This window comes from Stenotrophomonas sp. SKA14 (genome assembly GCF_000158575.1).
GTDB lineage: Bacteria > Pseudomonadota > Gammaproteobacteria > Xanthomonadales > Xanthomonadaceae > Stenotrophomonas > Stenotrophomonas forensis.
In genome coordinates, this window is record NZ_DS999412.1 from 774,371 (window position 1) to 796,148 (window position 21,778).

Here is a 21,778-nt window from a genome sequence, read left to right on the forward strand (position 1 = left end):
CTGCGGTAGATCCGGGCCTGCTCGATTGCGGCCTTTGTAGAGTCGAGCCATGCTCGACTGCTCCTGCCGACAGCAGTCGAGCATGGCTCGACTCTACAAAAGGCGGGCGCTACGGCAACCGTTCAAAGCTGAACAGCCCTTCCAGCGCATGCTTCCGCCGCTCGATCCGGGCCCGCAGCAGCTGCGCGCCAATCATCGAGTAGGTGATGCCGTTGCCGCCGTAGGCCATGGCGAAATGAACCCGGGGCCCCCACTGCGCATGCGGGCCGAAGAACGGCAGGCCATCGGCCGTTTCGGCGAAGGTGCCGGCCCAGGAGAAGGCCGGCACCGGATCCAGTCGTGGGAACCAGTGCCGCAGCTGTTTCATCAGTTTGTCGGCCTTGCGCTCTACGCGCCGGTCGCGGCGGGCGGGGATGTCGATGGCATCATCCAGCCCGCCCACCAGCAGGCGGCGGTCGCCGGTGGCGCGCAGGTACAGGTAGGGGCGGGCGCTCTCCCACACCATGGTGTTGCGCAGCCGGCCCAGCACGTCGGCATCGATCGGATCGGTGATGAAGGCGTAGCTGCTGCGGTTGCGTGCGACCCGCTGTTCGAGCCAGCGCTGGTTGGCATAGCCCATGGCCAGCACCACGTGGCGGGCGTGGACGGTGGCGCCGGCCTCGGTCAGCGCCCGCACGCCTCGCGGGCCCGGCGTGAGCGTGTGCAGCACGGTACGGTCATGCACGTGGCCGCCACGCCGGCGCACGCGCTGCAGCAGCGCATAGGCCAGCCGGTAAGGGTCGACCCGTGCCGCCTGGCGGGTCAGCAGCGCACCACCGGCGTCCACGTCGAAGCGTTCCCGCAGCGCCTCCGAGCCCAGCCAGCGCGCATCCAGGCCGATGCCGCGCCGCGCGGCGCCCTCGGCCATCAGGCGTGGCACGTCGCGATGGCGGCTGGCCAGGTACAGGCTGTCCATGCGCTGGAAGTCCACGTCCTTCAACCCGCGCGCCACGTCGCTCAGCGCCGGGATTGCCTCCGCGCAGGCCCGGTAAGCCAGTGCAGCGGCGTCCTGCCCGTAGCGCTGGGCCAGCTCCAGCAGATGTGTGTCGATCTCGTACTGCAGCAGCGCGGTACTGGCGGCGGTGCTGCCCCAGCCGATGTCGCGCTGTTCGATCACTGCAACGTCATGTCCGTGATGGGACAGCTCGTCGGCGATCAGCGCACCGGTGATGCCGCCGCCGACCACCAGCACGTCGCAGCGCAGGTCCTTTTCCAGCGGTGGGAAGGCGTGGATCAGGCCGTTGCGCACCGCCCACCACGGGTAGCCACTCTTCAGGTCCATGTGCGGCGAAGTTCAGGCCGTGAGGTGGCCGGTGTGCGGGGTCTGGATCAGTTCGGACAGATCGAAGCCCTGCAATCGGGCCGCCGCCAGATAATGGTCCTGCACGGTCGCGTCCAGCCGCGGCTCGCGCGCCAGCAGCCACAGGTACTTGCGATCCGGGCTGCCGACCAGCGACACGCTGTAGTCCGGGGCGATCTGGATCACCCAGTAGTCACCCTTGGCGAACGGCAGCCAGCGCAGGCCCTTGGGCAGGAAGCTCACCTCCAGGCGCGCGCTGTCGTTGTCGACGGCGCAGGCCTCGCCACTGGCCTCTTCGATCTCGCCGTCCATGCGGCAGCGGTTGGTGACGCCGACGTTGCCGTTGTCGAGCAGGGTGTAGTGCGCCGACACGTCGGTGCAGCCCTCCGGCTCGTGGCGCATCGGCAGGCGCGCGATCTCGTACCAAGTGCCCAGGTAGCGGGGCAGCTTGAGGTCGGCGACGGTCTTCAGCGGTGGGTGGTCGGTCATCGGCGTGGAGGCAGGGGTGGGCCTCCACGATGCCGATGGCCTTGCCATGGGCGGGTGAAGCCGAGGCGAGGGCCGTGTCCAGAACGTTCCGTCGCCCCGGCGGAGTGCGCGTTGTCATCGGCGTGGCGGTATCCTGCCGCCAGCGCCGGGTTTTCCTGATCCAACCGAGGTGGAGGTGCCGATGTACCAGGTGATCCTGTTGAAGAGTGAATCCGCGTTCGCACGCGAGCAGTGGCCGCAGGTCGATGACCTGGTCGACTACGAAGGCGTGAGCTACAGCCTGCGCGCTGGCCCGCGCCAGCCGTTGCCGACCGACCACGACTGGCACCCGGTGGCGGTGTATGCGCCCGACGAGATTACCGAGGAAGAGTTCCAGGACTGGTACGCGCTGCAGCAGCCCACGGTGGAAGAGTTGCGCCTGAAGTACTGATGCTCGACGCTGCCGGGGCTGCCCACCCGCCCTTTATCGGCGGTGCCGTATAGTCGCGCGCAGGCGCGGTGGTCCGCGCGAACCGGTGTGGCTGGCGTGTCTTCTTTCCTGCGATCGATCCGTGCACGGGGCCCGTGGCTGGCCCTGCTGCTGTGCAGCGTCTTCCTGCTGTCCGCGCCGGTGCTGGCGCAGGACGAGGACCCCACGCCGAAGCAGCAGCTGGCGGATATCGACTCCAGCCTGAAGGAGATCGACCGCAAGCGTGGCGATGCGGAAGCCATCGAGACGCTGGCGATGCTGTCCGAGAATGCCTCGCAGGCACGGCGCGATGCCGAGGCACTGGAGAAGTCGCTGCAGCCGCAGCTGGACCGCCTCAACGAACAGCTGGCGCAGCTGGGCACGCCGGCCGAGGGCGCCACCGAGCCGCCCGAACTGGCGGCGCAACGGCGCACCCTCAACAAGCAGCGCGACGGCTTGGCCGCATCGGTGGCCCAGGCCAAGGCCAGTGCCGTGCGCGCCCAGCAGCTGGCGACCGACATCGACCAGCAACGCGCCGCACAACGCACCGAGGAGCTGGGGAAGAAGGTCGCCTCGCCGCTGTCGCCTGCGCTGTGGAGCAAGGTGGCCGAGCGCCTGCCAATCGATATCGCACGGGTTGCGCCATTGGCCGAGCAGGGACGCGATGCGTTCGTCGCGGGTATCCGCGCCAATGGCTGGGGCACGCCATTGCTGGGCCTGGTGGCCGCGCTGGTGATGATGTTCCCGCTGCGGTTGTGGCTACGCCGCCTGGGGCGGCAGTTCGCAGCGTCCGACCGTGCGCCCGATGGCCGCCTGCGCCGTTCCGGTCTGGCCATGTGGCTGTTGCTGGTGGGCACGCTGCTGCCCGGCTATGCGGTGGTGGTATTCATCGCCTCGCTCAACGCCATCGGTGCGATTGCGCCGCGCCTGCAGAACGTGGCCGACGGCGTGCAGCAGGCCACCTTCGCCGCCGCGTTCATCGCTGCGCTCAGTGCCTGCCTGCTGGTGCCGTCGCGGCCCTCGTGGCGGCTGCTGAACCTGGATGACACCGCCGCGCTGAAGCTGCGCAAGTACGCCTGGGGCGCGGCGGCGCTGGCCTGGCTGAGCACGGTGCTGGTGGCCATCGACCAGGCCACGCGCACCAGCGATGTCACCACGGTGGCGCTGGACGGTGTGATCGCGCTGACCTACCTGGGCCTGATCATGGCCATGCTGGTGACGCTGGCACGCCTGCATCGGCGGCAGACCGCCGAGGCCGAAGCCAAACTGGAAGCGCAGGCCGAAGGTGTGGGCGCGAGCACGCCGGTGCGGCGCAGCAGCTGGCTGGTGCTGGCACGCGTGGCAGGCAACATCGCGGTGGTGGCGGCCATTGTCGCGACGCTGCTGGGCTACGTGAATTTCGCCAAGTTCGTGAACCAGCAGTTGATCGGTGGCAGCATCGTGGTGCTGGCGGCAACCCTGCTGTTCAAGTTCGTTGATGACCTGAGCACGTGGATGCTCAACGCCGACAGCAAGGTCGGCCAGACCATCCTGCTCAGCACCGGGCTGAGCGTGTCGCGGCTGGAGCAGGCCGGCGTGCTGCTGTCGGCCATGTTGCGGAGCCTGGTGGTGCTGGTTGCGCTGCTGGCCCTTGCCGCGCCGTTCGGCAACGTTGGGACGATCGTCGAACGTATCGCCTCGCTGTCCAATGGCATTGAGATCAACAAGGACCTGACGCTGCAGCCCGGCCGCATCGTCACCGGCGTGCTGGTGCTGCTGGTGGGCATGGGGCTGACCCAGCTGCTGCAGCGCTGGCTGACCGATACCTATCTGCCCAAGACCGAACTGGATCTGGGCGCGCGCAACTCGATCAGCACCATCGCCGGTTACGTCGGCATCATCCTGGTGGGCCTGTGGGCGCTGACCGCGATGGGCTTGAACCTGAAGAACCTGGCGTTGCTGGTCAGCGCGCTGTCGGTGGGTATCGGTTTCGGCCTGCAGGCGATCATCCAGAACTTCGTCTCGGGCCTGATTCTGCTGGCCGAGCGCCCGGTGAAGATCGGCGACTGGGTGAAGCTGGGTGATCAGGAAGGCGACATCCGCCGCATCAACGTGCGTTCGACTGAGATCCAGGTGGGCGACCGGTCGACGCTGATCGTGCCGAACTCGGAGCTGATCACCAAGACGATCCGCAACATGACGATGGGCAACAACCAGGGCCGCATCCAGATCCAGTTCGCGGTGCCGCCCAGCACCGATGTCGGCAACCTGCGCCAGGCGCTGCTGGATGCGTACACCGCGCATACTAACGTGCTGAAGCAGCCGGCGCCGACGGTCTATATCGACAGCATTGCCGGTGGCCAGATCACGATGAACAGTTTCGCCTATGTGGCGAGCCCGCGGCAGGTGTATGCCACCCGCAGCGATCTGTACTTCAGTCTTCTGCAGATCCTGGCGGAGCGGAACATTCCGCTGTCGACCCCGACCGATATCCACATCACCCGCGATCCGCAGGAGTAGGGGGTTCTTCTGCAGGGCTGCGCCCTGCACCCGCTACGAGCCGGAGCAAAGGCAAGAGCAACGGCAACGGCAACGGCAACAGCGTGCATTCCATGGGATGGCGGGGTGGGTCCGGTTGCGGGGGACGCCGTAAATACGTCCATGTAGGCTCGGTCGCCGCATCCATGCGGCTCACGCCCCCGCAACCGGACCCACCCCGCCTTCGACAGTTTGCTGCGGTCTGTTGGAACGGCGTTCTGCTCTGGTGGGTGTCGACCTTGGTCGACACGGTAGATCTGATCCGAATTTGATTATCGATATCTGACAGAAGTGTCGACCAAGGTCGACACCCACCGACAGCACACGGAATCTGTCAGAGGTGGGGCGGTGTCGGAGTGCGGGGTGTCAGCCGCATGGATGCGGCTGCCAAGCCTACAAGGACGTACTTGCGGCGTCCCCGCACTCCGACACCGCCCCGCCAACCCACGGAATGCCCGCTGTTGCTGTTGCTCGTGCTTCGGCTGTTGCTTCGGCGGGTGCAGGGCGCAGCCCTGCAAAGAACCCTACCCCCGCGGCCGGCTGCGCGAGGGCACCAGCGCGAAGGTATCCACCGCCAGCTTCTCGGCATGGTTCAACCACGCACGGATCTCCAGGTCATCCACTTCGTGGTCCAGCCCGAAAGACACGTTGATCTTGCCGTTGGCGTCAGGCTGAACCCACTGCTGGGCCAGTACCACCTTGCGTTGCGAGGACACCGCCTCGATCCAGAAACCGCGATCCGGGCGCGTGCTTGCCACCAGCTGCAGCATGTACTGGCCGGCGCGGGTACGGCGGCCCTTCTGGGTGATCATGTGCGCCTGGCGCACGCTCGGGCGCGGGCCCTGGAAGGCGTCCAGTGGTGCATCCACCGCGATGCCGCCGCGCAGGTCATTGTCACGGTAGAGCTTGATGCCGTTGTCGCGGTTGACCAGCAGGGCGCACCAGTCGCCGTCGGCCGAGCCGTCCTCGAACGCGGTGCAGCGATCCACGTAGGCCAGGGTGTTGTCCGGGTTCGCGTCATCGAACTGGCGCGAGGTGTTTTCCAGGTACACCGACTTCAGGCCCCAGTCCTTGTCGTACTCCAGCAGCACCGGCGGCTGCACGTGCTGCAGGCCGACCAACACCTGGTCATCGCCATCGATCTTCAGTTCGCGGGTCGGTTCGCCCAGCCACAGTGAACGCGCGAAGGCGAGGTACTGCGGATAGTCCCGGCCTCCCTCGCGGCGTGCGGCCACGCTGGCACTCGGTGCACGCTTTTCATCCAGCAGCGAACGGCCGAAGCCCATGGTCTGCAACTTCGGGTCGAGCAGGCTGAGCAGGGTCGCGCCGGAATCGAGCGTCGAACCGTCCTCCACCGCCAGCTGGCGCGGTGCCACGCCATCGCCGAGGAACAGCAGCAGGTTTTCGCGCTTCTGCCGGGTCAGGATATGGGTCAGATCGTTGGGCATCGCCAGGTGGTCGGAGGCGATCACGATCAGCGTGTCCTTGCCGTACGGGCTGGCCTGGATGCGCTGCACCAGCTGCGAGATCAGCCGGTCGCTGCACTTGAGCGCGTTGAGCATGTTGATGTTGCCGTACTGGCTCTGGTAGCGCTCGCCCTTGCACGACACCGGCAGGTGGCCCGCCGGATGGTGGGTGTCCATGGTCAGCGTGGTCAGCATGAACGGTGAGCCCGCACGCGAGAGCTGTTCGAAGCGCTGGTAGGCGGTGTCCAGCAGCACGTCGTCGTGCACGCCCCAGGCCGAGTAATGGATGCGGCCGATCTTCTTCTGCTGCTTGAACCACGCCAGGTCGTGCACTTCATCGAAACCGTGGCTGGCCAGGAACTGGCCCTTGCCGGCGAACTGGCCGTTGGCGCCGCCGAGGTAGTGATTGGTGTAGCCCTGCTGCTTCAGGTAGTCGCCCAGGCACACCGCCTTGGGCAGGAAGCTGCCCATGCGGTCCATGCTGTTCTCGTCGCCCTGCGAGGTGGTCAGCGGCACGCCGCACATCGACGACACCAGGCCGGCGATGGTCCAGCCGCTGCCCTCGGCCGAGGCCAGCCCACGCACGTCCAGCGACTCGGACGCCAGGCGGTTGAGGTTGGGCATCAGGCCCGGGAACACGTTCTCGTCCAGGTAGGTGCGCTCCAGGCTTTCGCCGTAGATCCAGACGATGTTGCGCGGGCGCTGCAATGGCTGCGTCGGCACCTGGTATTCGGGTGCGATACGGGCGAAATCGACCGGGCGCAGCTGCTGGTACAGGCGCTGGCCGTCGCGCGCCAGCGGACTGATCATGATCGTGGCCACCCACACCGCCGCGAAGCCGGCAAACCAGGCAGCACCGTGGCCGGGCCGGCGCCAGCGCTTCACCCGCGTGGCAAACAGCGGCAGCAGCGAGACCAGCGCCAGCACGATGAAACCGGCGATATAGCCCTTGAAGTCGGCGACGCCGGCGCCTTCCATGTCGGCGCCCAGGTGGTACAGGGTGGCGGCATTGAGCCCATCACCGGACAGCTTGTCGATCAGCCACCACGCACTGAGTGCAAGCAGCAGCAGCGAGAACGCACCGGCCTTCCACCACACCCACCTGTCGGACGCGAGGAACAACCAGCACAGCAGCAACAACGACAGCAGCAGTATCCAGAGCATAGGCAGCTTCGGCAGTGACGGGGTGGTGGTGATGGACGTCGTACCGACGCGTGTCCATCCGACCGGCGCTGCCGCAAGCACATTCACATGACAGGCCGATGACCCGATAGTGCATGCACGAACCTGACTGAAATGTTTGTTGAAACGACGCGCGCGTAAACACGCCCGCAAGGTAAAGCAGGCGTGAAAGGCTTCGTTGGATTGCATTAAAAACCGCATGAATACGGCGGTTCAAATGCACACGCTAGCGGTGGCCGCGTTCCTCGCGCGCCCGCGCGCGACGATCAAACAACAGTGCGCTGGTCACGATGCCCAGTCCGAGCACCACGCCGATGAACAACAGGATCAGCGCGATGAGCGGGTAGCCGAACAGGTGCCAGCCGGTGTCGATCTTCATCATCATCGCAGCGGCCATGATCAATGCGGCGCTGATGATGCCGGCCGCCACGCGGTTGGCGATCTTCTGCAGGTTCTCCATCAACCGTGATTCTTCCAGGCCGGTCACCTTCATCTGCAGGCGGTTCTCGGCCAGCAGCGCCATGATGTCCGACAGCTTGCGCGGCCCGTCGCGCAGCAGCTGCTGCAGCTCCATTGCTTCGCTGGCGATGTTGGCGGCCGACAGCGATTTCTTCAGGCGCGCGCGCATCACGTGCTGCAGCTGGCGCTCGACGATGCGGCGGGTTTCCAGCTCGGGTGCCAGCAGCCGGCACACGGTTTCCAGGTTGAGCAGCGCCTTGCCCAGCAGGCTCAGTTCCGGCGGCGTGCGCAGGCCGCAGGCGGTGGCGATGCGCACCATGTCCAGCACCACGCGGCCCTCGGAGAAACTGCCGCTGGCGGCATAGCGCGCAATCAACTGGCCGGTCTCGCGCAGGTAGCGCTCTTCGTCGAACGCCTCCAGCCGGGTGCTGATGCTGATCAGGTCGTCGGCCACTTCTTCGCCGCGGCCATCGACGGCGGCGAACAGGATCTTCAGCAGCCGCTCGCGCAGGCGCGGCGGCATATGCGCGACCATGCCCAGGTCGAAGATCGCCAGCCGGCCATCGGGCATCACCCGCAGGTTGCCGGGGTGGGGATCGGCATGGATCTCGCCGTGCACGAAGATCTGGTCCAGGTAGCCACGGATCAGCGCCGCGGCCAGCGGGTCCATCGATTGCTCGGTGCGGCGCACATCGGGAATCGCATCCACGCGCACGCCGGTAGCCAGTTCCATGGTCAGCACGCGCTGGCTGCTGTAATCCCACAACGGCTGCGGAATCCACAGCCGGCGGAACGGCTTCAGGTGCCGGCCGAAGCGGGCCAGGTTCTCGGCCTCGGCGTGGTAGTCCAACTCCTGCATCAGGGTCTTGGCGAACTCATTGAGCCAGTCGCGCAGGCGCACGCGGCGGCCCACCTGGGTCAGATGGTCGGCGGCCAGCGCGAAGCTGCGCAACGCCTCCAGGTCCGAGCGCAGCTGCGCGGCCACCTCGGGCTTCTGTACCTTCACCGCCACCTGCCGGCCATCGTGCAGCACCGCGCGGTGCACCTGCGCGATCGATGCGCAGCCCAGCGGCTCGGGATCGAACGAAGCGAACAGCTTGTTCACCGGCGCACCCAGTTCCTGCTCGACGATGGCATGGATGCGCTCGACCGGGATCTCGGCCACCTTTTCCTGCATGCGCTCCAGTGCTGTGGCGAATTCCACCGGCACCATGTCCGGTCGCGTGGACAGCATCTGGCCCAGTTTGACGAAGGTCGGCCCCAACGCCTCCAGGTCGCTGACGAACTGTTCCGGGTTGCCATCGGCGGGCACGTCGGCCTGGCTGCTGGCAGCATCCAGGTTCATGCCGGAGAACACCCCCGAATGGCGGTAGCGCATCAGCAGGCGCAGGATCTGGCTGCGCCGGTTCATGCCCTTGACCAGCGGGGGATTGCCATTGACGGTGGGCGGATTGCTCAAGCGACACTCCCATGCGACAAAGTTGGTAGTGCCGGCCACTGGCCGGCAATGTCCAGATTCCGCAGTGTCGCCGGGGGGCGGTAGGCACGCGGTGAATCCGGCCGCTTCCGCAGCTGCCCCGGTATCGGTCAGAATCCGCTCATTCCCTTACTTGGATGCCCCATGGCCGGTGCCAGCCTGTTCGCCCTGCTCGACGATATCGCCTCGCTGCTTGACGATGTCTCGGTGCTGACCAAGGTCGCGGCGAAGAAGACCGCTGGTGTGCTGGGCGACGACCTGGCGCTGAACGCGCAGCAGGTGACCGGGGTCAACGCCAACCGCGAGCTGCCGGTGGTGTGGGCGGTGGCCAAGGGATCGCTGGTCAACAAGGTGATCCTGGTGCCGGCCGCGCTGGCGATCAGTGCACTGGAGGCGTGGTTGCACAGCCGTGGCTGGAATGTGCCGCTGATCGTGCCGTTGATGATGATCGGCGGTGCCTTCCTGTGCTTTGAAGGCGTGGAGAAACTGGCACACCGCTTCCTGCACGCCTCCGATGACGACGCCGAGCGCCAGGCCGAGCGGCGCAAGGCACTGGCCGATGCACAGGTGGACATGGTGGCGTGGGAGAAGGACAAGGTGAAGGGGGCGATCCGCACCGACTTCATCCTCTCGGCCGAGATCATCGTGTTGACCCTGGGCGTGGTGGCCACCGCGACCTTCACCAACCAGCTGTTGACGCTGGCGGTGGTCGCGCTGGCAATGACGATCTTCGTCTACGGACTGGTGGCGGGCATCGTCAAGCTCGACGATGTGGGCCTGTACCTGTCGCGCAAGGGCGGCGCGATTGCGGCGTTCGGTCGCGGCCTGGTCGCCTCTGCACCGTGGCTGATGAAGTTCCTGTCGGTGGCCGGCACCATCGCCATGTTCCTGGTCGGTGGAGGCATCCTGGTGCACAACGTGCCGGCGCTGCATCACGCGGTGCAGGCACTGGGCGGCGAGGGCCAGTGGGGCTGGCTGGTCAGCGCGGTCGGCAACATGGTGGTCGGCATCATCGCCGGTGCCATCGTGCTGGCTGCGGTCACCGGCTTCCAGAAGCTGCGCGGGAAGTAAGCGGCGACGGGTTCCCCGGCAGGGGCCGACCTTGGTCGGCGCTTTGTCTTTCGCGTGTGCCAACCAAGGTTGGCACCTACCGAAGCGGTTCACGGGGGCCGGGCGCTATCCCGCCTGCACCCGGTTCTTGCCCTGCCGCTTGGCCGCGTACAGCGCATCATCCGCGCGCCGCAGCAGCGCTTCGGCGTCGTCGCCGGGCTGCCACTGCGCCAGTCCGGCGCTGAAATGCACCGGCACGCGCCGGTCTTGCACCGTCAGCACGCGGTGCGCCAGCGAGCGCTGCAGGCGCTGCACGGTGGCCATGCTGTCAGCGCCCTGGGTTTCGGGCAGCACCAGCACGAACTCGTCGCCGCCCAGCCGCGCGATGCCATCGGTGGCGCGCAGCAGCAGCTTGCATACGGCCACCAGGTGCTGCAGCAGCGCATCGCCACCGGCATGGCCGTGTGCATCGTTGGTCTGGTGGAAATCGTCCAGATCGATCATCGCCACGCCCAGCGGCGACTGGTTGCGCGCAGCACGCGCCAGCTCGCGTTGCAGCAGCTCTTCCAGGCCACGGCGGTTCAGTGCCTGGGTGAGCGGATCGATGCGTGCCAGGTCACCGGCAGCACGCAGTTCCTGCTCCAACTCGGCGATGCGTTGCTCGGCAAGCTCCACTTCCTGACGCGCGTTGGCCAGGTGGTCGCGCGCCTGCGCCGCTTGCTGCTGCACCTTGCCGGTGTCGCGCATCACGTCCTGCAGCAGCTGGTTGAGGTCGGCGATGCTGCGCGCTTCGCGCAGCTGCAACGCATAGCTGCCGATGCGGTCGTGGTACTCGCCGGTGCTGGCGGCCATGCCATCCATGCGCTCGATGAACTCGCCCATCAGCCCGCGCATCGCTGCCTTTGAATCGTCGATGCCCTGGCGCAGCAGGCCCTGCTTGTAGATCACTTCGCGCAGCTCGGCGCGGGTGCGCTCGACGGCTTCGGCCTCCAGCGGCCCGTCCAGCAGCTGGCGAACCGCGGCGATCTGGCCCTGCAGCCAGCTGCGGTCGTCCAGCAGTTCGCTCACGTTCTCCAGCAGCAGCGCGAACAGCTCCAGCAGCAGCGCTTGTTGCTCCTGCCAGCTCTCGGCGCGCACGCCGACCTGGTGGCCGAGTTCGCGCACGCCTTGTTCGATCGGTTCCAGGGCCGTGCCGGGCTGCCACTGCCGTAGGCGCGTGGCCAGCGCCTGCGCCTGTTCGCGCAGGTCCGGGTCGTGCTGCAGCAGCGCGACCACCGCGCCGCCCAGCAGCAGCCGCAGCTGCTCGGACAGGCGCAGGCTTTCCGGCTGCCCGTCCGGCGAATGCTGCTCGATGGTGCGGATGTATTTGTCGATCAGCTGCCGCATCGCCCGCCCATAGCGCGGCCAGTCCGCGCTGGCCTGCGCGGACTGCAGGCGGTCGCCCATGTCACCGAGTTCGCCAGGCAGGGTGGCCATGCCATTGGCGAACGCGGCCAGCAGCGGCTCCGGCGCATCCGCCCCGGCGAACAACTGCTGCAGGGCCACGCCACCGCCGCCCTGCAGCACCACGCGGTCGCCCAGCCCGTCATCCACCACCGCGCGCACGCGTGCCGGCGGCCCAAGGGCAGTACCGGGGGCGGGGCGGTGGTCGGGCTGGTCCGTCATGGAGCAAATCCTGGGGCTGGCAGGGGCTGGTTCCAGCATATCGGCGCGGCCGCCGACGGCTTGAACGGCTAGGATGGGCGACAGGATGCCGCAGTGGAGGTGGTGATGCGCGTGATGCTGCTGGGGGCAACCGGCCTGGTCGGTGGGCTGGCCCTGCCGATGCTGCTGGACGACCCGCGCTGCCGTGCCGTGGTGGCCCCGACCCGGCGGGCGCTGACCCTGGCCCACCCGAAGCTGTACGCCCCGCTGCTGCAGTTCGACGCCCTGCCGGAGGCGCCCGACTGGGCGCAGGTGGATGCGGTGATCTGCGCGCTGGGCAGCACGATGGCCCAGGCGGGGAGCCGTGAAGCCTTCCATCGCATCGACCATGACTACCCGCTGGCGTTTGCGCAGCTGGCCCGCGGCCAGGGCGCGCGTGCTTTCGTACTGAATTCGGCAGCGGGGGCCAATGCAGGCTCCGCGATTTTCTACAACCGGGTGAAGGGTGAGCTGGAGCGCGACCTGCGCGCGCTCGAGTTTGCTTCGCTCACCCTGGTGCGGCCCGGCCTGATTGGCGGGCAGCGGCAGCAGGTGCGCCGTGGCGAACACTTCGCCCTGCAGGTGCTGGGCGTGTTGGGACCGGTGCTGCCGCGGGCGTGGCGGATCAATCCTGCCGAACGGATTGCCAGAGCGCTGGTAGATGCCGCGCTGGCTCCGCCCCCCGGCGAGCACGTGGTGCCATCCAGCGCTCTGGTCGGCTGATGTCGCGTGCGCTGCGCCTGACCCAGCTGCTGCAGCTGCTGCGCCGCCATCGGCGGCCGGTAGCCGGACAGGTGCTGGCCGAAGCGCTGGGCATCAGCCTGCGCACGCTGTACCGCGATATCGAGACCCTGCGCGAGCAGGGTGCCGACCTGCGCGGAGAAGCCGGCATCGGCTACCAGCTGGCGCCGAGCGACACCCTGCCGCCGATGACCCTGCCACCGGCCGAGATCGATGCATTGGTGCTGGGCCTGCGCTGGGTTGCGGCCCGCACCGAACCCGTGTTGGCCGAGGCCGCACGCGACGCGTTGGCGCGAATCGCGCATGTGTTGCCTGCAGCGCGGCGCGAGGCATTGCGTGACAGTGGCCTGCGGGTGGGCCCTTCGCGAGCGGCGGCCAAGGTGCCGGCGGCGCGCCTGCAGTCCGTGCGCGAGGCAGTGAGTACGCAGCAGCGCCTTACGTTCGGTTACGAGGATGCACACGGTCAGCACAGCGAACGCATCGTCTGGCCGTTCGCGCTGGCCTACTTCGATGAAGTACCGATGTTGGCGGCCTGGTGCGAGAGCCGCGAGGACTTCCGCCATTTCCGCCTGGACCGCATCCGCCGGGTGCGCGCGCTGGAAGATCACTACCTCGTGCCGCGTGCAACCCTGCTGCGGCGCTGGCAGAAGGCACAGGGTATTACCCCTGACTGGCTGGACCGCTCGTAGCGTCGAGCTTGCTCGACGGCTTTTGGGCTTTGTTTCCGGCTCCTGATGGGATGGGGTGGCGGCCTTTGCTCTCTGCTTCTGGTGGAGGTCGAGCTTGCTCGACCGCCTTTGATCTTCGCAAACAGCCGTCGAGCAAGCTCGACATCTACCAGAGCAAGAACAACGGCCGTCGAGCAAGCTCGACGCTACTGACAGAATCTGTCAGCAGGCCGGTACCACCATGAAGCCTCCCAACAACGGAGCTTCCCCATGTTCACGCCCACCACCCTGCTGCAGTACGTGCGCGACGTCGCCACCAGCGCCACTTTCTACAGCGGCATTCTCGGCAAAGCGCCGGTCGAGCAGTCGCCCGGCTTCGCCCTGTTCCTGCTCGGCGATGGCGCCGCCCTGGGCCTGTGGCAGCGCGACGACGTGCAACCGCCGGTGTCCGCGCAGGCCGGTGCCGCCGAACTGGCGATGGTGGTGGACAACCCGCAGGCGGTGCAGCGAATGCACGATGCATGGGGTGCGCTCGGCGTGCAGATCCTGCAGGCGCCGGTGACCTTGGAATTCGGCCACACCTTCGTCGGCGCCGATCCTGATGGCCACCGCCTGCGTGTCTACAGCCGTGCCGAGGGGGTGGTGGCGCGCGATTGATCGCCCGCATTGTGTAGATCCACGCCATGCGTGGATGCGAATAAAAAACGCCGGGCACCGCCCGGCGTTTTTTCCAATTCATGTGCCAACCAACGGTTGGCACCCACCGGTCAGGTGGCCGGTCAGCTGGCCAGCGCCAGGTCGTCCATCATCGCGCGCAGGAAGCGGGCGGCTTCGCCACCGGTGGCCGCGCGGTGGTCGAAGGTGACCGACAGCGGGATCACCTTGTGCGCTTCCACGCCGCCCATCACCGGGGTCATCTGGTGGCGGGCACGGCCGGCACCGACGATGGCCACGCACGGCGGCACCACGACCGGGGTCGCGTAGCGGCCGGCGAACATGCCGAAGTTGGACAGCGAGATGGTGTAGCCGCTCAGTTCCGAGGCGGCGATCGAACGCGATTCCACCTGCTCGCGCAGGCGGTTGACGCCTTCGCGGATGCCGCGTGCATCGAGCATGTCGGCATTGCGCAGCGCCGGTACGAACAGGCCGTCGTCGGTGTCCACGGCAATGCCGATATCCACCTGCGCGTGCAGGGTGCGGGTCAGCGCTTCACCGTCGAACCAGGCATTCATCGCCGGCACCTTCTGCGCGGCGACCACGATCGAGCGCACCAGGCGCGCGGTGACGTCGTTGCCCGGCAGCCAGGCGTGGATATCGGCGTCGTCGTTCAGCGTGGTCGGCACGACCTTGCTGTGCGCATCGGCCATCACGCGGGCCATGTTGCGGCGCACGCCCTTCAGCGGTTCCGGCTGGCCCTTGGCCACCACGCCCGGTGGCTGGGTGCGCATCGGCTTGCCGGCGGCAGACAGCGGGGTGCGCGCTTCGCTCTGCACCGGGGCCGACACCTGTGCCGGGGCCGGCGCGGCATAGGCAGCCGCGGCAACCGGTGCCGGGGCGGCGCCGAGCTTGGCGCTGCCGTTGGCGGCGGCCTGCTTGACGTCGGCCATGGTCACCGCGCCATCGGTGCCGGTGGCAGGCACGCGGCTCAGATCGACGCCCAGCTTGCGCGCCATCGCACGCACGGCGGGTACGGCCTTGACGCCACCCACCGCCAGCGCCTGTTCGGCGTGCACGGCATTGGAGCTCTGCATCGCGCCGACCACGGTACCGGCGTCATCGCGCTCGGCAGCGGCGGGCTTGGCGGCTTCGGCAGCCACCGGTGCGGCGGCGGCCGGCAGCGGCGGCGGGGTCGGTGCTGCGGCCGGTGCGGCATGGCCGTGGCTGTGGCCGGTGTCCTGGCCATCGGCACGCTGCGGCAGGTTCGGGTCCAGCTCGAAGCTGGCCAGCACCGAACCGGTCGGGATGATGTCGCCGGCGGCACCGGACAGCTTCAGCACCTTGCCGGAGAACGGCGAGGGCACTTCGACGACGGCCTTGGCGGTCTCCATCGAGACCAGCGGCTCGTCCAGCTTGATCACATCGCCTTCCTTGACGAACCACTCGACGATGGTTGCGTCCGGGAGGCCTTCGCCCAGGTCGGGCAGGTTGAAGTTCTTGGTCTGGCTCATTTGCAGTTCTCTTCCAGCAGTTCCAGTTCGCGGGCCGGCAGCCAGCCCGTCGCGCCATTGGCGCGCTCGGACCACCACCACCCACCGTGTTCGTGATGAAGCTTCACCATCTCGCCGCTTTCCACATCCAGCTCGCGGGCGTCGTAGTCGCACAGCGCTTCGGCGCGACCCTCGTCCAGCAGCTGCAGCCACGCGACGGGCGCCCATCCAGCGCGCCCATCGTTGGTGCGTACCCAGGCAAACGCCGGCCATTCCTCGTCACGAACACCTACTTCGACGATCTGGCCGGTGTGGAACCGGAGCGGGTTGGGATACTGGCTGCGGTAAGCCCCCAGAAGGCGGGCCCGCATGTCAGCCGGCCGCCACCGCGCGCTTGGCCGCAGCCACGATCCGCTCAACGCTCGGCAGGTACTTCATTTCCAGGCGGAACAGCGGAATGTGGGTGTCGTAGCCAGTGACGCGCTCGACCGGAGCCAGCAGGTCGTAGATCGATTCCTCGGCCAGGCGCGCGGCGATCTCGGCGCCGAAGCCCGCGGTCTTCGGGGCCTCCTGCACGATCACGCAGCGGCCGGTCTTGGCCACCGACTCGGCAATGGTGGCGAAGTCCAGCGGACGCAGCGTGGCCACGTCGATGACTTCGGCGCTGATGCCTTCGCCGGCCAGCTTGTCGGCCGCTTCCAGCGCTTCCTTCACCTGTGCGCCCCAGGTCACCAGGGTCACGTCGGTGCCGTCGCGCAGCACGAAGCAGACATCCAGCGGCAAGGCCTCGCCGTCGTTGACGACCACTTCCTTGTACTGGCGGTAGATGCGCTTGGGCTCCATGTAGATCACCGGATCCGGCTCGCGGATCGCGGCCAGCAGCATGCCGTAGGCGCGCTGAGGGCTGGACGGCAGCACCACGCGCAGGCCCGGCACATTGGTGAAGATCGCCTCATTGGCTTCGCTGTGGTGTTCCGGCGCACGGATGCCGCCGCCCCACGGCACGCGCAGCACCATCGGGCAGTGCAGGCGGCCACGGGTGCGGTAACGCAGGCGCGCGGCGTGGCAGACGATATGGTCGACCATCGGATACATGAAACCGTCGAACTGGGCCTCGGCCACCGGCTTCATGCCCTGCGCGGCCAGGCCGATGGTCAGGCCGGCGATGGTGGTTTCATCCAGCGGGGTGTCGAGGATGCGTTCGGAGCCGAAGCGCTGCTGCAGGCCGGCGGTGGCACGGAACACGCCGCCGTTGACGCCCACGTCTTCGCCCAGCACCAGCACCGACGGGTCGTGCTCCAGCTCCCAGGCCAGTGCCTGGGTGATGGCTTCGATGAGGGTGATCGGCGTGGTGGTCATGCTCTGTTCTCCGCGCGCGATGGCAGCGCTGTCGGCGGCGTTGGTGTGCGCGCCGGGCGCGCCGTTCTTGATCTCATCCATGGCGCTTCTCCAGGGCGATCGCCTGGGCACGCTGGGCCAGCAGATCCGGCGGCGGATCGGCGTACAGGAAATCGAACATCGCCTCCACCGGCTGCACCGGCGTGTTGAGGTACAGGTTCACTTCCTCGTCCACGCGCGTGCCGCACTCGGCGACCCAGGCGGTTTCCTCGTCCTCGCTCCACACCCCGGCGTTGATCAGGTACTTGCGCAGGCGCAGCATCGGCTCGCGCTGCCAGGCATCCTTCACTTCGGCGTCGTCGCGGTAGCGGCGTGCGTCATCGGCGGTGGTGTGGTCGGACAGGCGATAGGTCATCAGTTCCAGCACGGTGCCACCGTCGCCGGCCAGCGCACGTTCGCGCGCCTGCTCCATGGCCGCCAGCACTGCAATCAGGTCGTTGCCGTCCACCTGCAGGCAATGCAGGCCGCCGGCCAGGCCCTTCTGCGCCAGCGTCTCGGCACCGGTCTGGGCCGAACGCGGGACCGAGATGGCCCAGCCGTTGTTGACGATGCACAGGATCAGCGGCAGCTTGTAGGCGCCGGCCGAATTCAATGCCGCGTAGAAATCGGTCTTCGAGCTGCCGCCGTCGCCGCACACGGCCACCGCGATCTGCGGTTCCTTGTTGAGCTTGAACTTCAGCGCGGCACCGGCAGCGTGCAGGCACTGGGTGGAGATCGGCACGCAGAACGGGAAGTCCTTGGCCGCGTTGCCGCCGTAGTCGTTGCCGCGCTCGTCGCCGCCCCAGTACATCAGCACGTCGTGCGGGCGCACGCCACGCATGAACATCGCGCCATACTCGCGGTACGAAGGCGCGAACACGTCGTCCTTCTGCATCGCGGCACCGATGCCCACGTGCGCGGCTTCATGGCCCAGGCAGGCGGCATAGGTGCCGAGCTTGCCGGTGCGCTGCAGCGCGATGGATTTGCTGTCGAACGTACGTACGAACAGCATCTGCTTGAACAGCGGTACCAGGACCTTGGGGTCGCGCAGCGACGCGGGCAGGTCATCGCGGACGAGCTTGCCGTCCACGTCCAGGTACTGCAGGTATTCGATCTTGAATTCAGCGGCAACCGTCATTGCGTACTGCACCTTCGACAGAGAAGTTACAAATGATATGAATCGCCATGTTAAGGAACGCGTACGGAATAGCCTTCCTGCGCCGCAACACGGCGACTCCCCGTTTTACCCCTGCCGGCGGGTGGGGGGCCAATAACAACAACGTATTCAGTCGTTGCTGCAAAGCATCAGAATACGCCTCTGGCTGACTGCTCGCGCAACGGCGTGATCGGTTCCACGCGCAGCCCCGGCAACGGCCGATGCTCCACGGCCAACCGCACGCCCCGGTATGGACCCAGCGGCTGCCAGCGCGGCGGCAACGCGCTACCCTTGCCGCCCCCGATCTGGTCCCGCCCATGTCCGTCGACAACAACCAACGCGATCTCGAAGCCGGCATCCACACCGACCTGCAGGGGCGGCTGACCTACGGCGGTTACCTGCGGCTGGACCAGCTGCTCAGCGCGCAGCAGCCGCTGTCCAGCCCGCCGCACCACGACGAGATGCTCTTCATCATCCAGCACCAGACCTCGGAGCTGTGGCTGAAGCTGCTCGGCCACGAACTGCGCGCGGCGATCGGCTTCCTGCAGCGCGATGAAGTCTGGCAGTGCCGCAAGGTGCTGGCGCGCAGCAAGCAGGTGCTGCGCCAGCTCACCGAGCAGTGGTCGGTGCTGGAAACGCTGACCCCGTCCGAGTACATGGGCTTCCGCGACGTGCTGGGCCCGTCCTCGGGCTTCCAGTCGCTGCAGTACCGCTACATCGAGTTCCTGCTGGGCAACAAGAACGCGCAGATGCTGCAGGTGTTCGAGCACGACCCGGCCGGGCAGGCGCAGCTGCGCACCGTGCTGGAGGCGCCGAGCCTGTACGAGGAATTCCTGAAGTACCTGGCCCGCTTCGGGCATGCCGTGCCGGCGGTGTACGAGACCCACGACTGGACCCAGCCGCACGTGGCCGACGACGCCCTGCAGCCGGTGTTCGAGCGCATCTACCAGGACACCGACCGTTACTGGCGCGAGTACTCGCTGTGCGAGGACCTGGTGGACCTGGAGACTGCCTTCCAGCTGTGGCGATTCCGTCACATGCGTACGGTGATGCGGGTGATCGGCTTCAAGCGCGGCACCGGCGGCTCGTCCGGGGTGGGCTTCCTGGCCAAGGCGCTGGAGCTGACCTTCTTCCCCGAGCTGTTCCAGGTACGCACCAGCCTGCAGGCGGCGCCCCCGGCCGCATTGGGCTGATCCCCATTCAGCTTGAATCCCGGCCGGCGGCTGGATCGTTTCAGATGCAAGTTCAGCGAGCAGGCGGTGACCTGCCTCAAACGGCGTGTATTTGACGTGAACGCCAGAAGTCGGTGATCCTCGCGCGTTGCTCCACTGCACATCGGACGTGCTCGTCATCCACCGAACCAGGAAACCCGCATGAGCGTAAACGCCACTGCGAACACCCCAGAGCCGGCGCTGCCGGACTTCAAGACCACGCTGGGCCATCCGCGCCCACTGTGGATGCTGTTCATGACCGAGTTCTGGGAACGCTTTGCGTTCTACGGCATCCGCTGGGCCTTGGTGCTGTACATCGTCGCCCAGTTCTACAACGGCAACGCTGCCGGTGAAGGCGACGCCAGCCGCATCTACGGCGCCTACCTGGCCCTGGTGTACGCCGCGGCGATCTTCGGTGGCTACGTGGCCGACCGGGTGCTCGGCTACCAGCGCTCGATCCTGACCGGCGCGATCATCATGGCCGCCGGCCTGTTCATGATCTCGCTGCCGCAGGAGCACATCTTCAAGCTTGGCCTGGCCACGATCATCGTGGGCAACGGCATGTTCAAGCCGAACATCTCGACCATGGTCGGCAAGCTGTACGGCCTGAAGGACGAGCGCCGCGATTCGGGCTTCACCATCTTCTACATGGGTATCAACATCGGCGCGATGATCGCCCCGGTGCTGACCGAGTACCTGGCCCGCAAGGTCTTCGGTACCTCGGAAATGCCGTCGTACAAGGTCGTGTTCATCGCCTCGGGCGTGGGCATGCTGATCTCGCTGGTGTGGTTCTACATCGGTCGCGCCGGCCTGAAGGGCATCGGTGCACCGCCGGCCGGCGCTGAAGGTTTCGGCCGCATCATCATGGTGCTGATCGGTGCCGTGGTCGCGATCCCGGTTGCCTACTTCCTGCTGGCCACCGGCGCCACCGCGCTGGCCTGGATCCTGGGCGCGATGTTCACCGCGCTGGCCGTGCTGCTGCTGGTTGAGGGCATCCGCGAGGGCAAGGTGCAGCGCGACCGCGTGATCGCCATGCTGATCATCTTCGCCTTCAACGTGATGTTCTGGATGTTCTTCGAACAGGCCGGCAGCTCGTTCACCTTCCTGGCCGAGAACATCGTCAACCGCCAGATGGGTGACTGGACCTTCCCGACGGCCTGGTTCCAGTCGGTCAACTCGGTGGCCATCATCACCCTGGCGCCGATCATCGCCTGGATCTGGGTGGCCCTGGGTCGCGCCAATCCGTCGATTCCGCGCAAGTTCGGCCTCGGCCTGCTGTTCAACGGCGCCGCCTTCGCCCTGCTGATGTACGCGCTGTCGCAGATGGTCGTGGACGGCAAGATCCCGTTCTGGACCCTGTTCATGGTCTACGTCATCCAGTCGGTCGGTGAGCTGTGCCTGTCGCCGATCGGCCTGTCGATGGTGACCAAGCTGGCTCCGGTGCGCCTGGTCGGCTTCGGCATGGGCGGCTGGTTCCTGTCCACCGGCATCGGCAACAACCTGTCGGGCATCTTCGCCGGCGTGGTCAGTGGTGAAGGCGGCATGACGGTCGAGTCGGCCCTGAAGGGGTATACCTTCGGGTTCTGGGCCCTGATCGGCTCCGGCGTGGTGCTGTTCCTGATCGCCCCGCTGATCAACAAGCTGATGCACGGCGTCAAGTAAATGATGAGAGGGTAGAAGGCATGCGCATGAAGCTCGGTAGTGCAGTGGTGGTGGTCTGTGCGGCGCTGATCGGCGCCTGTTCCCAACCGCAACCGCCTGCCGCCGCCGAGCCGACGCAGCCGCTGGATACCCGGCCCACCGAGCCACCGGTCGCTGACCCCAGCGAACCGGTGGCCTCGGGCAACACCCCGGTGGCGGCGGACATTGCCGCCATCGCCGGGCTCGGCGCGCAGTTCGACCCGGCCCGCGACCCCGCCGACGACCTGGCCACCGCCAAGGTGGAAGCCCAGCGCGGCAAGAAGCGCATCCTGCTGGAAGTCGGCAACGCCGCCTGCGATCGCTGCCAGGCGCTGGACGAGCTGGTGGAAGGCAACGGCGACCTGCGCCGCTTCCGCGATGCCCACTACGTGTGGGTGAAGGTCAACGCGAGTGACGCGCAGCCCAACAGCGCCTTCTTCGCCCAGTTCCCGGTGATGGACCGCGACTACCCGCGCCTGCTGGTGCTGGACGCCGACGGCAGCCTGCTGGTGTCGCAGGCCACCGCCGAGCTGCGCCGGGGCGAAGCGTTCCAGCCTGTGCGTGTGAGCGCCTTCCTCAAGCAATGGGCGCCTGACCGGTAGTGCCGGCCGCTGGCCGGCAAACGCGATGGGTGCCGGCCTTGAAGGCGTGGACCTACTGTGGGTGCGGTCACATTCCCTGAATCGCT

Annotated in this window: 17 protein-coding genes and 1 pseudogene; 9 read left to right on the forward strand and 9 right to left on the reverse strand. The window is 67.3% G+C overall.

The features are described from left to right. Positions 1–109: 109 nt before the first annotated feature. Entirely contained in the window at positions 110–1,321 is a 1,212-nt protein-coding gene (locus SSKA14_RS03515) for an FAD-dependent oxidoreductase (protein ID WP_008266916.1), read from the reverse strand. Positions 1,322–1,333: 12 nt separating this feature from the next. Then, positions 1,334–1,828 carry a lipocalin family protein gene (locus tag SSKA14_RS03520; RefSeq protein ID WP_008266143.1) on the reverse strand — a complete coding sequence of 165 codons (495 nt, stop codon included), beginning with the start codon at positions 1,826–1,828 and terminating at the stop codon, positions 1,334–1,336. A 181-nt stretch (positions 1,829–2,009) separates the two neighbouring features. Here SSKA14_RS03520 and SSKA14_RS03525 point away from each other — a divergent pair, with 181 nt between their 5' ends. After that, positions 2,010–2,258 carry a hypothetical protein gene (locus SSKA14_RS03525; RefSeq protein WP_006474562.1) on the forward strand — a complete coding sequence of 83 codons (249 nt, stop codon included), beginning with the start codon at positions 2,010–2,012 and terminating at the stop codon, positions 2,256–2,258. Between the two features lie 87 nt (positions 2,259–2,345). After that, positions 2,346–4,775 (forward strand): DUF3772 domain-containing protein, encoded by a 2,430-nt coding sequence (locus SSKA14_RS03530; RefSeq protein WP_008266843.1) that lies wholly within the window; start codon positions 2,346–2,348, stop codon positions 4,773–4,775. Positions 4,776–5,317: 542 nt separating this feature from the next. Here the strand turns inward: SSKA14_RS03530 and SSKA14_RS03535 are convergent. Further along, positions 5,318–7,423: a phosphoglycerol transferase I gene (locus SSKA14_RS03535; RefSeq protein ID WP_040006967.1), complete on the reverse strand. Its 2,106-nt coding sequence runs from the start codon at positions 7,421–7,423 to the stop codon at positions 5,318–5,320. Between the two features lie 244 nt (positions 7,424–7,667). Further along, a pseudogene (locus SSKA14_RS03540) lies at positions 7,668–9,323 on the reverse strand (AarF/UbiB family protein); the annotation flags it as partial. A gap of 198 nt (positions 9,324–9,521) precedes the next feature. Here SSKA14_RS03540 and SSKA14_RS03545 point away from each other — a divergent pair. Beyond that, positions 9,522–10,448: a DUF808 domain-containing protein gene (locus SSKA14_RS03545; RefSeq protein ID WP_008267570.1), complete on the forward strand. Its 927-nt coding sequence runs from the start codon at positions 9,522–9,524 to the stop codon at positions 10,446–10,448. 105 nt (positions 10,449–10,553) lie between these two features. Here the strand turns inward: SSKA14_RS03545 and SSKA14_RS03550 are convergent, their stop codons facing one another. Beyond that, the gene (locus SSKA14_RS03550; protein WP_040006968.1) at positions 10,554–12,092 is read right to left on the reverse strand and encodes a GGDEF domain-containing protein; all 1,539 of its coding nucleotides are present in this window, start codon (positions 12,090–12,092) and stop codon (positions 10,554–10,556) included. A 105-nt stretch (positions 12,093–12,197) separates the two neighbouring features. Between SSKA14_RS03550 and SSKA14_RS03555 the strand changes: the two genes are divergently transcribed. The 3 genes from SSKA14_RS03555 to SSKA14_RS03565 all read left to right on the forward strand — a co-directional run bounded on the left by SSKA14_RS03555 (position 12,198) and on the right by SSKA14_RS03565 (position 14,176). Continuing rightward, positions 12,198–12,833 carry an NAD-dependent epimerase/dehydratase family protein gene (locus tag SSKA14_RS03555; RefSeq protein ID WP_040009317.1) on the forward strand — a complete coding sequence of 212 codons (636 nt, stop codon included), beginning with the start codon at positions 12,198–12,200 and terminating at the stop codon, positions 12,831–12,833. Beyond that, positions 12,833–13,540: a YafY family protein gene (locus SSKA14_RS03560; protein ID WP_008265241.1), complete on the forward strand. Its 708-nt coding sequence runs from the start codon at positions 12,833–12,835 to the stop codon at positions 13,538–13,540. Before SSKA14_RS03555 ends, SSKA14_RS03560 begins: the two co-directional genes overlap by 1 nt. Positions 13,541–13,789: 249 nt before the next feature. Then, the gene (locus tag SSKA14_RS03565) at positions 13,790–14,176 is read left to right on the forward strand and encodes a VOC family protein (RefSeq protein ID WP_008264483.1); all 387 of its coding nucleotides are present in this window, start codon (positions 13,790–13,792) and stop codon (positions 14,174–14,176) included. A 122-nt stretch (positions 14,177–14,298) separates the two neighbouring features. Here SSKA14_RS03565 and SSKA14_RS03570 read toward each other — a convergent pair whose 3' ends face one another. Genes SSKA14_RS03570 through pdhA form a run of 4 tightly spaced genes read right to left on the reverse strand, consistent with a single transcriptional unit; the run spans position 14,299 to position 18,181 of the window. After that, positions 14,299–15,687 carry a dihydrolipoamide acetyltransferase family protein gene (locus SSKA14_RS03570; protein ID WP_008264535.1) on the reverse strand — a complete coding sequence of 463 codons (1,389 nt, stop codon included), beginning with the start codon at positions 15,685–15,687 and terminating at the stop codon, positions 14,299–14,301. Then, positions 15,684–16,037 carry an SH3 domain-containing protein gene (locus tag SSKA14_RS03575; RefSeq protein WP_008265756.1) on the reverse strand — a complete coding sequence of 118 codons (354 nt, stop codon included), beginning with the start codon at positions 16,035–16,037 and terminating at the stop codon, positions 15,684–15,686. Before SSKA14_RS03575 ends, SSKA14_RS03570 begins: the two co-directional genes overlap by 4 nt. A 1-nt stretch (position 16,038) precedes the next feature. Next, complete coding sequence (locus tag SSKA14_RS03580) at positions 16,039–17,106, reverse strand: alpha-ketoacid dehydrogenase subunit beta (RefSeq protein ID WP_008267499.1); 1,068 nt, start codon at positions 17,104–17,106, stop codon at positions 16,039–16,041. Further along, a complete protein-coding gene (gene pdhA / locus SSKA14_RS03585; protein WP_008266978.1) occupies positions 17,099–18,181 on the reverse strand; it encodes a pyruvate dehydrogenase (acetyl-transferring) E1 component subunit alpha in 1,083 nt (360 codons plus the stop codon). Before pdhA ends, SSKA14_RS03580 begins: the two co-directional genes overlap by 8 nt. A 335-nt stretch (positions 18,182–18,516) precedes the next feature. Between pdhA and SSKA14_RS03590 the strand changes: the two genes are divergently transcribed. From SSKA14_RS03590 to SSKA14_RS03600, 3 genes are all read left to right on the forward strand, one after another. Next, entirely contained in the window at positions 18,517–19,392 is an 876-nt protein-coding gene (locus SSKA14_RS03590; protein WP_008265566.1) for a tryptophan 2,3-dioxygenase family protein, read from the forward strand. A 180-nt stretch (positions 19,393–19,572) separates the two neighbouring features. Continuing rightward, on the forward strand, positions 19,573–21,072 hold the full coding sequence (locus SSKA14_RS03595; protein ID WP_008264537.1) for a peptide MFS transporter: 1,500 nt from the start codon (positions 19,573–19,575) through the stop codon (positions 21,070–21,072). A gap of 20 nt (positions 21,073–21,092) precedes the next feature. Continuing rightward, positions 21,093–21,692 carry a thioredoxin family protein gene (locus SSKA14_RS03600; protein ID WP_008266543.1) on the forward strand — a complete coding sequence of 200 codons (600 nt, stop codon included), beginning with the start codon at positions 21,093–21,095 and terminating at the stop codon, positions 21,690–21,692. Positions 21,693–21,778: the final 86 nt, after the last annotated feature.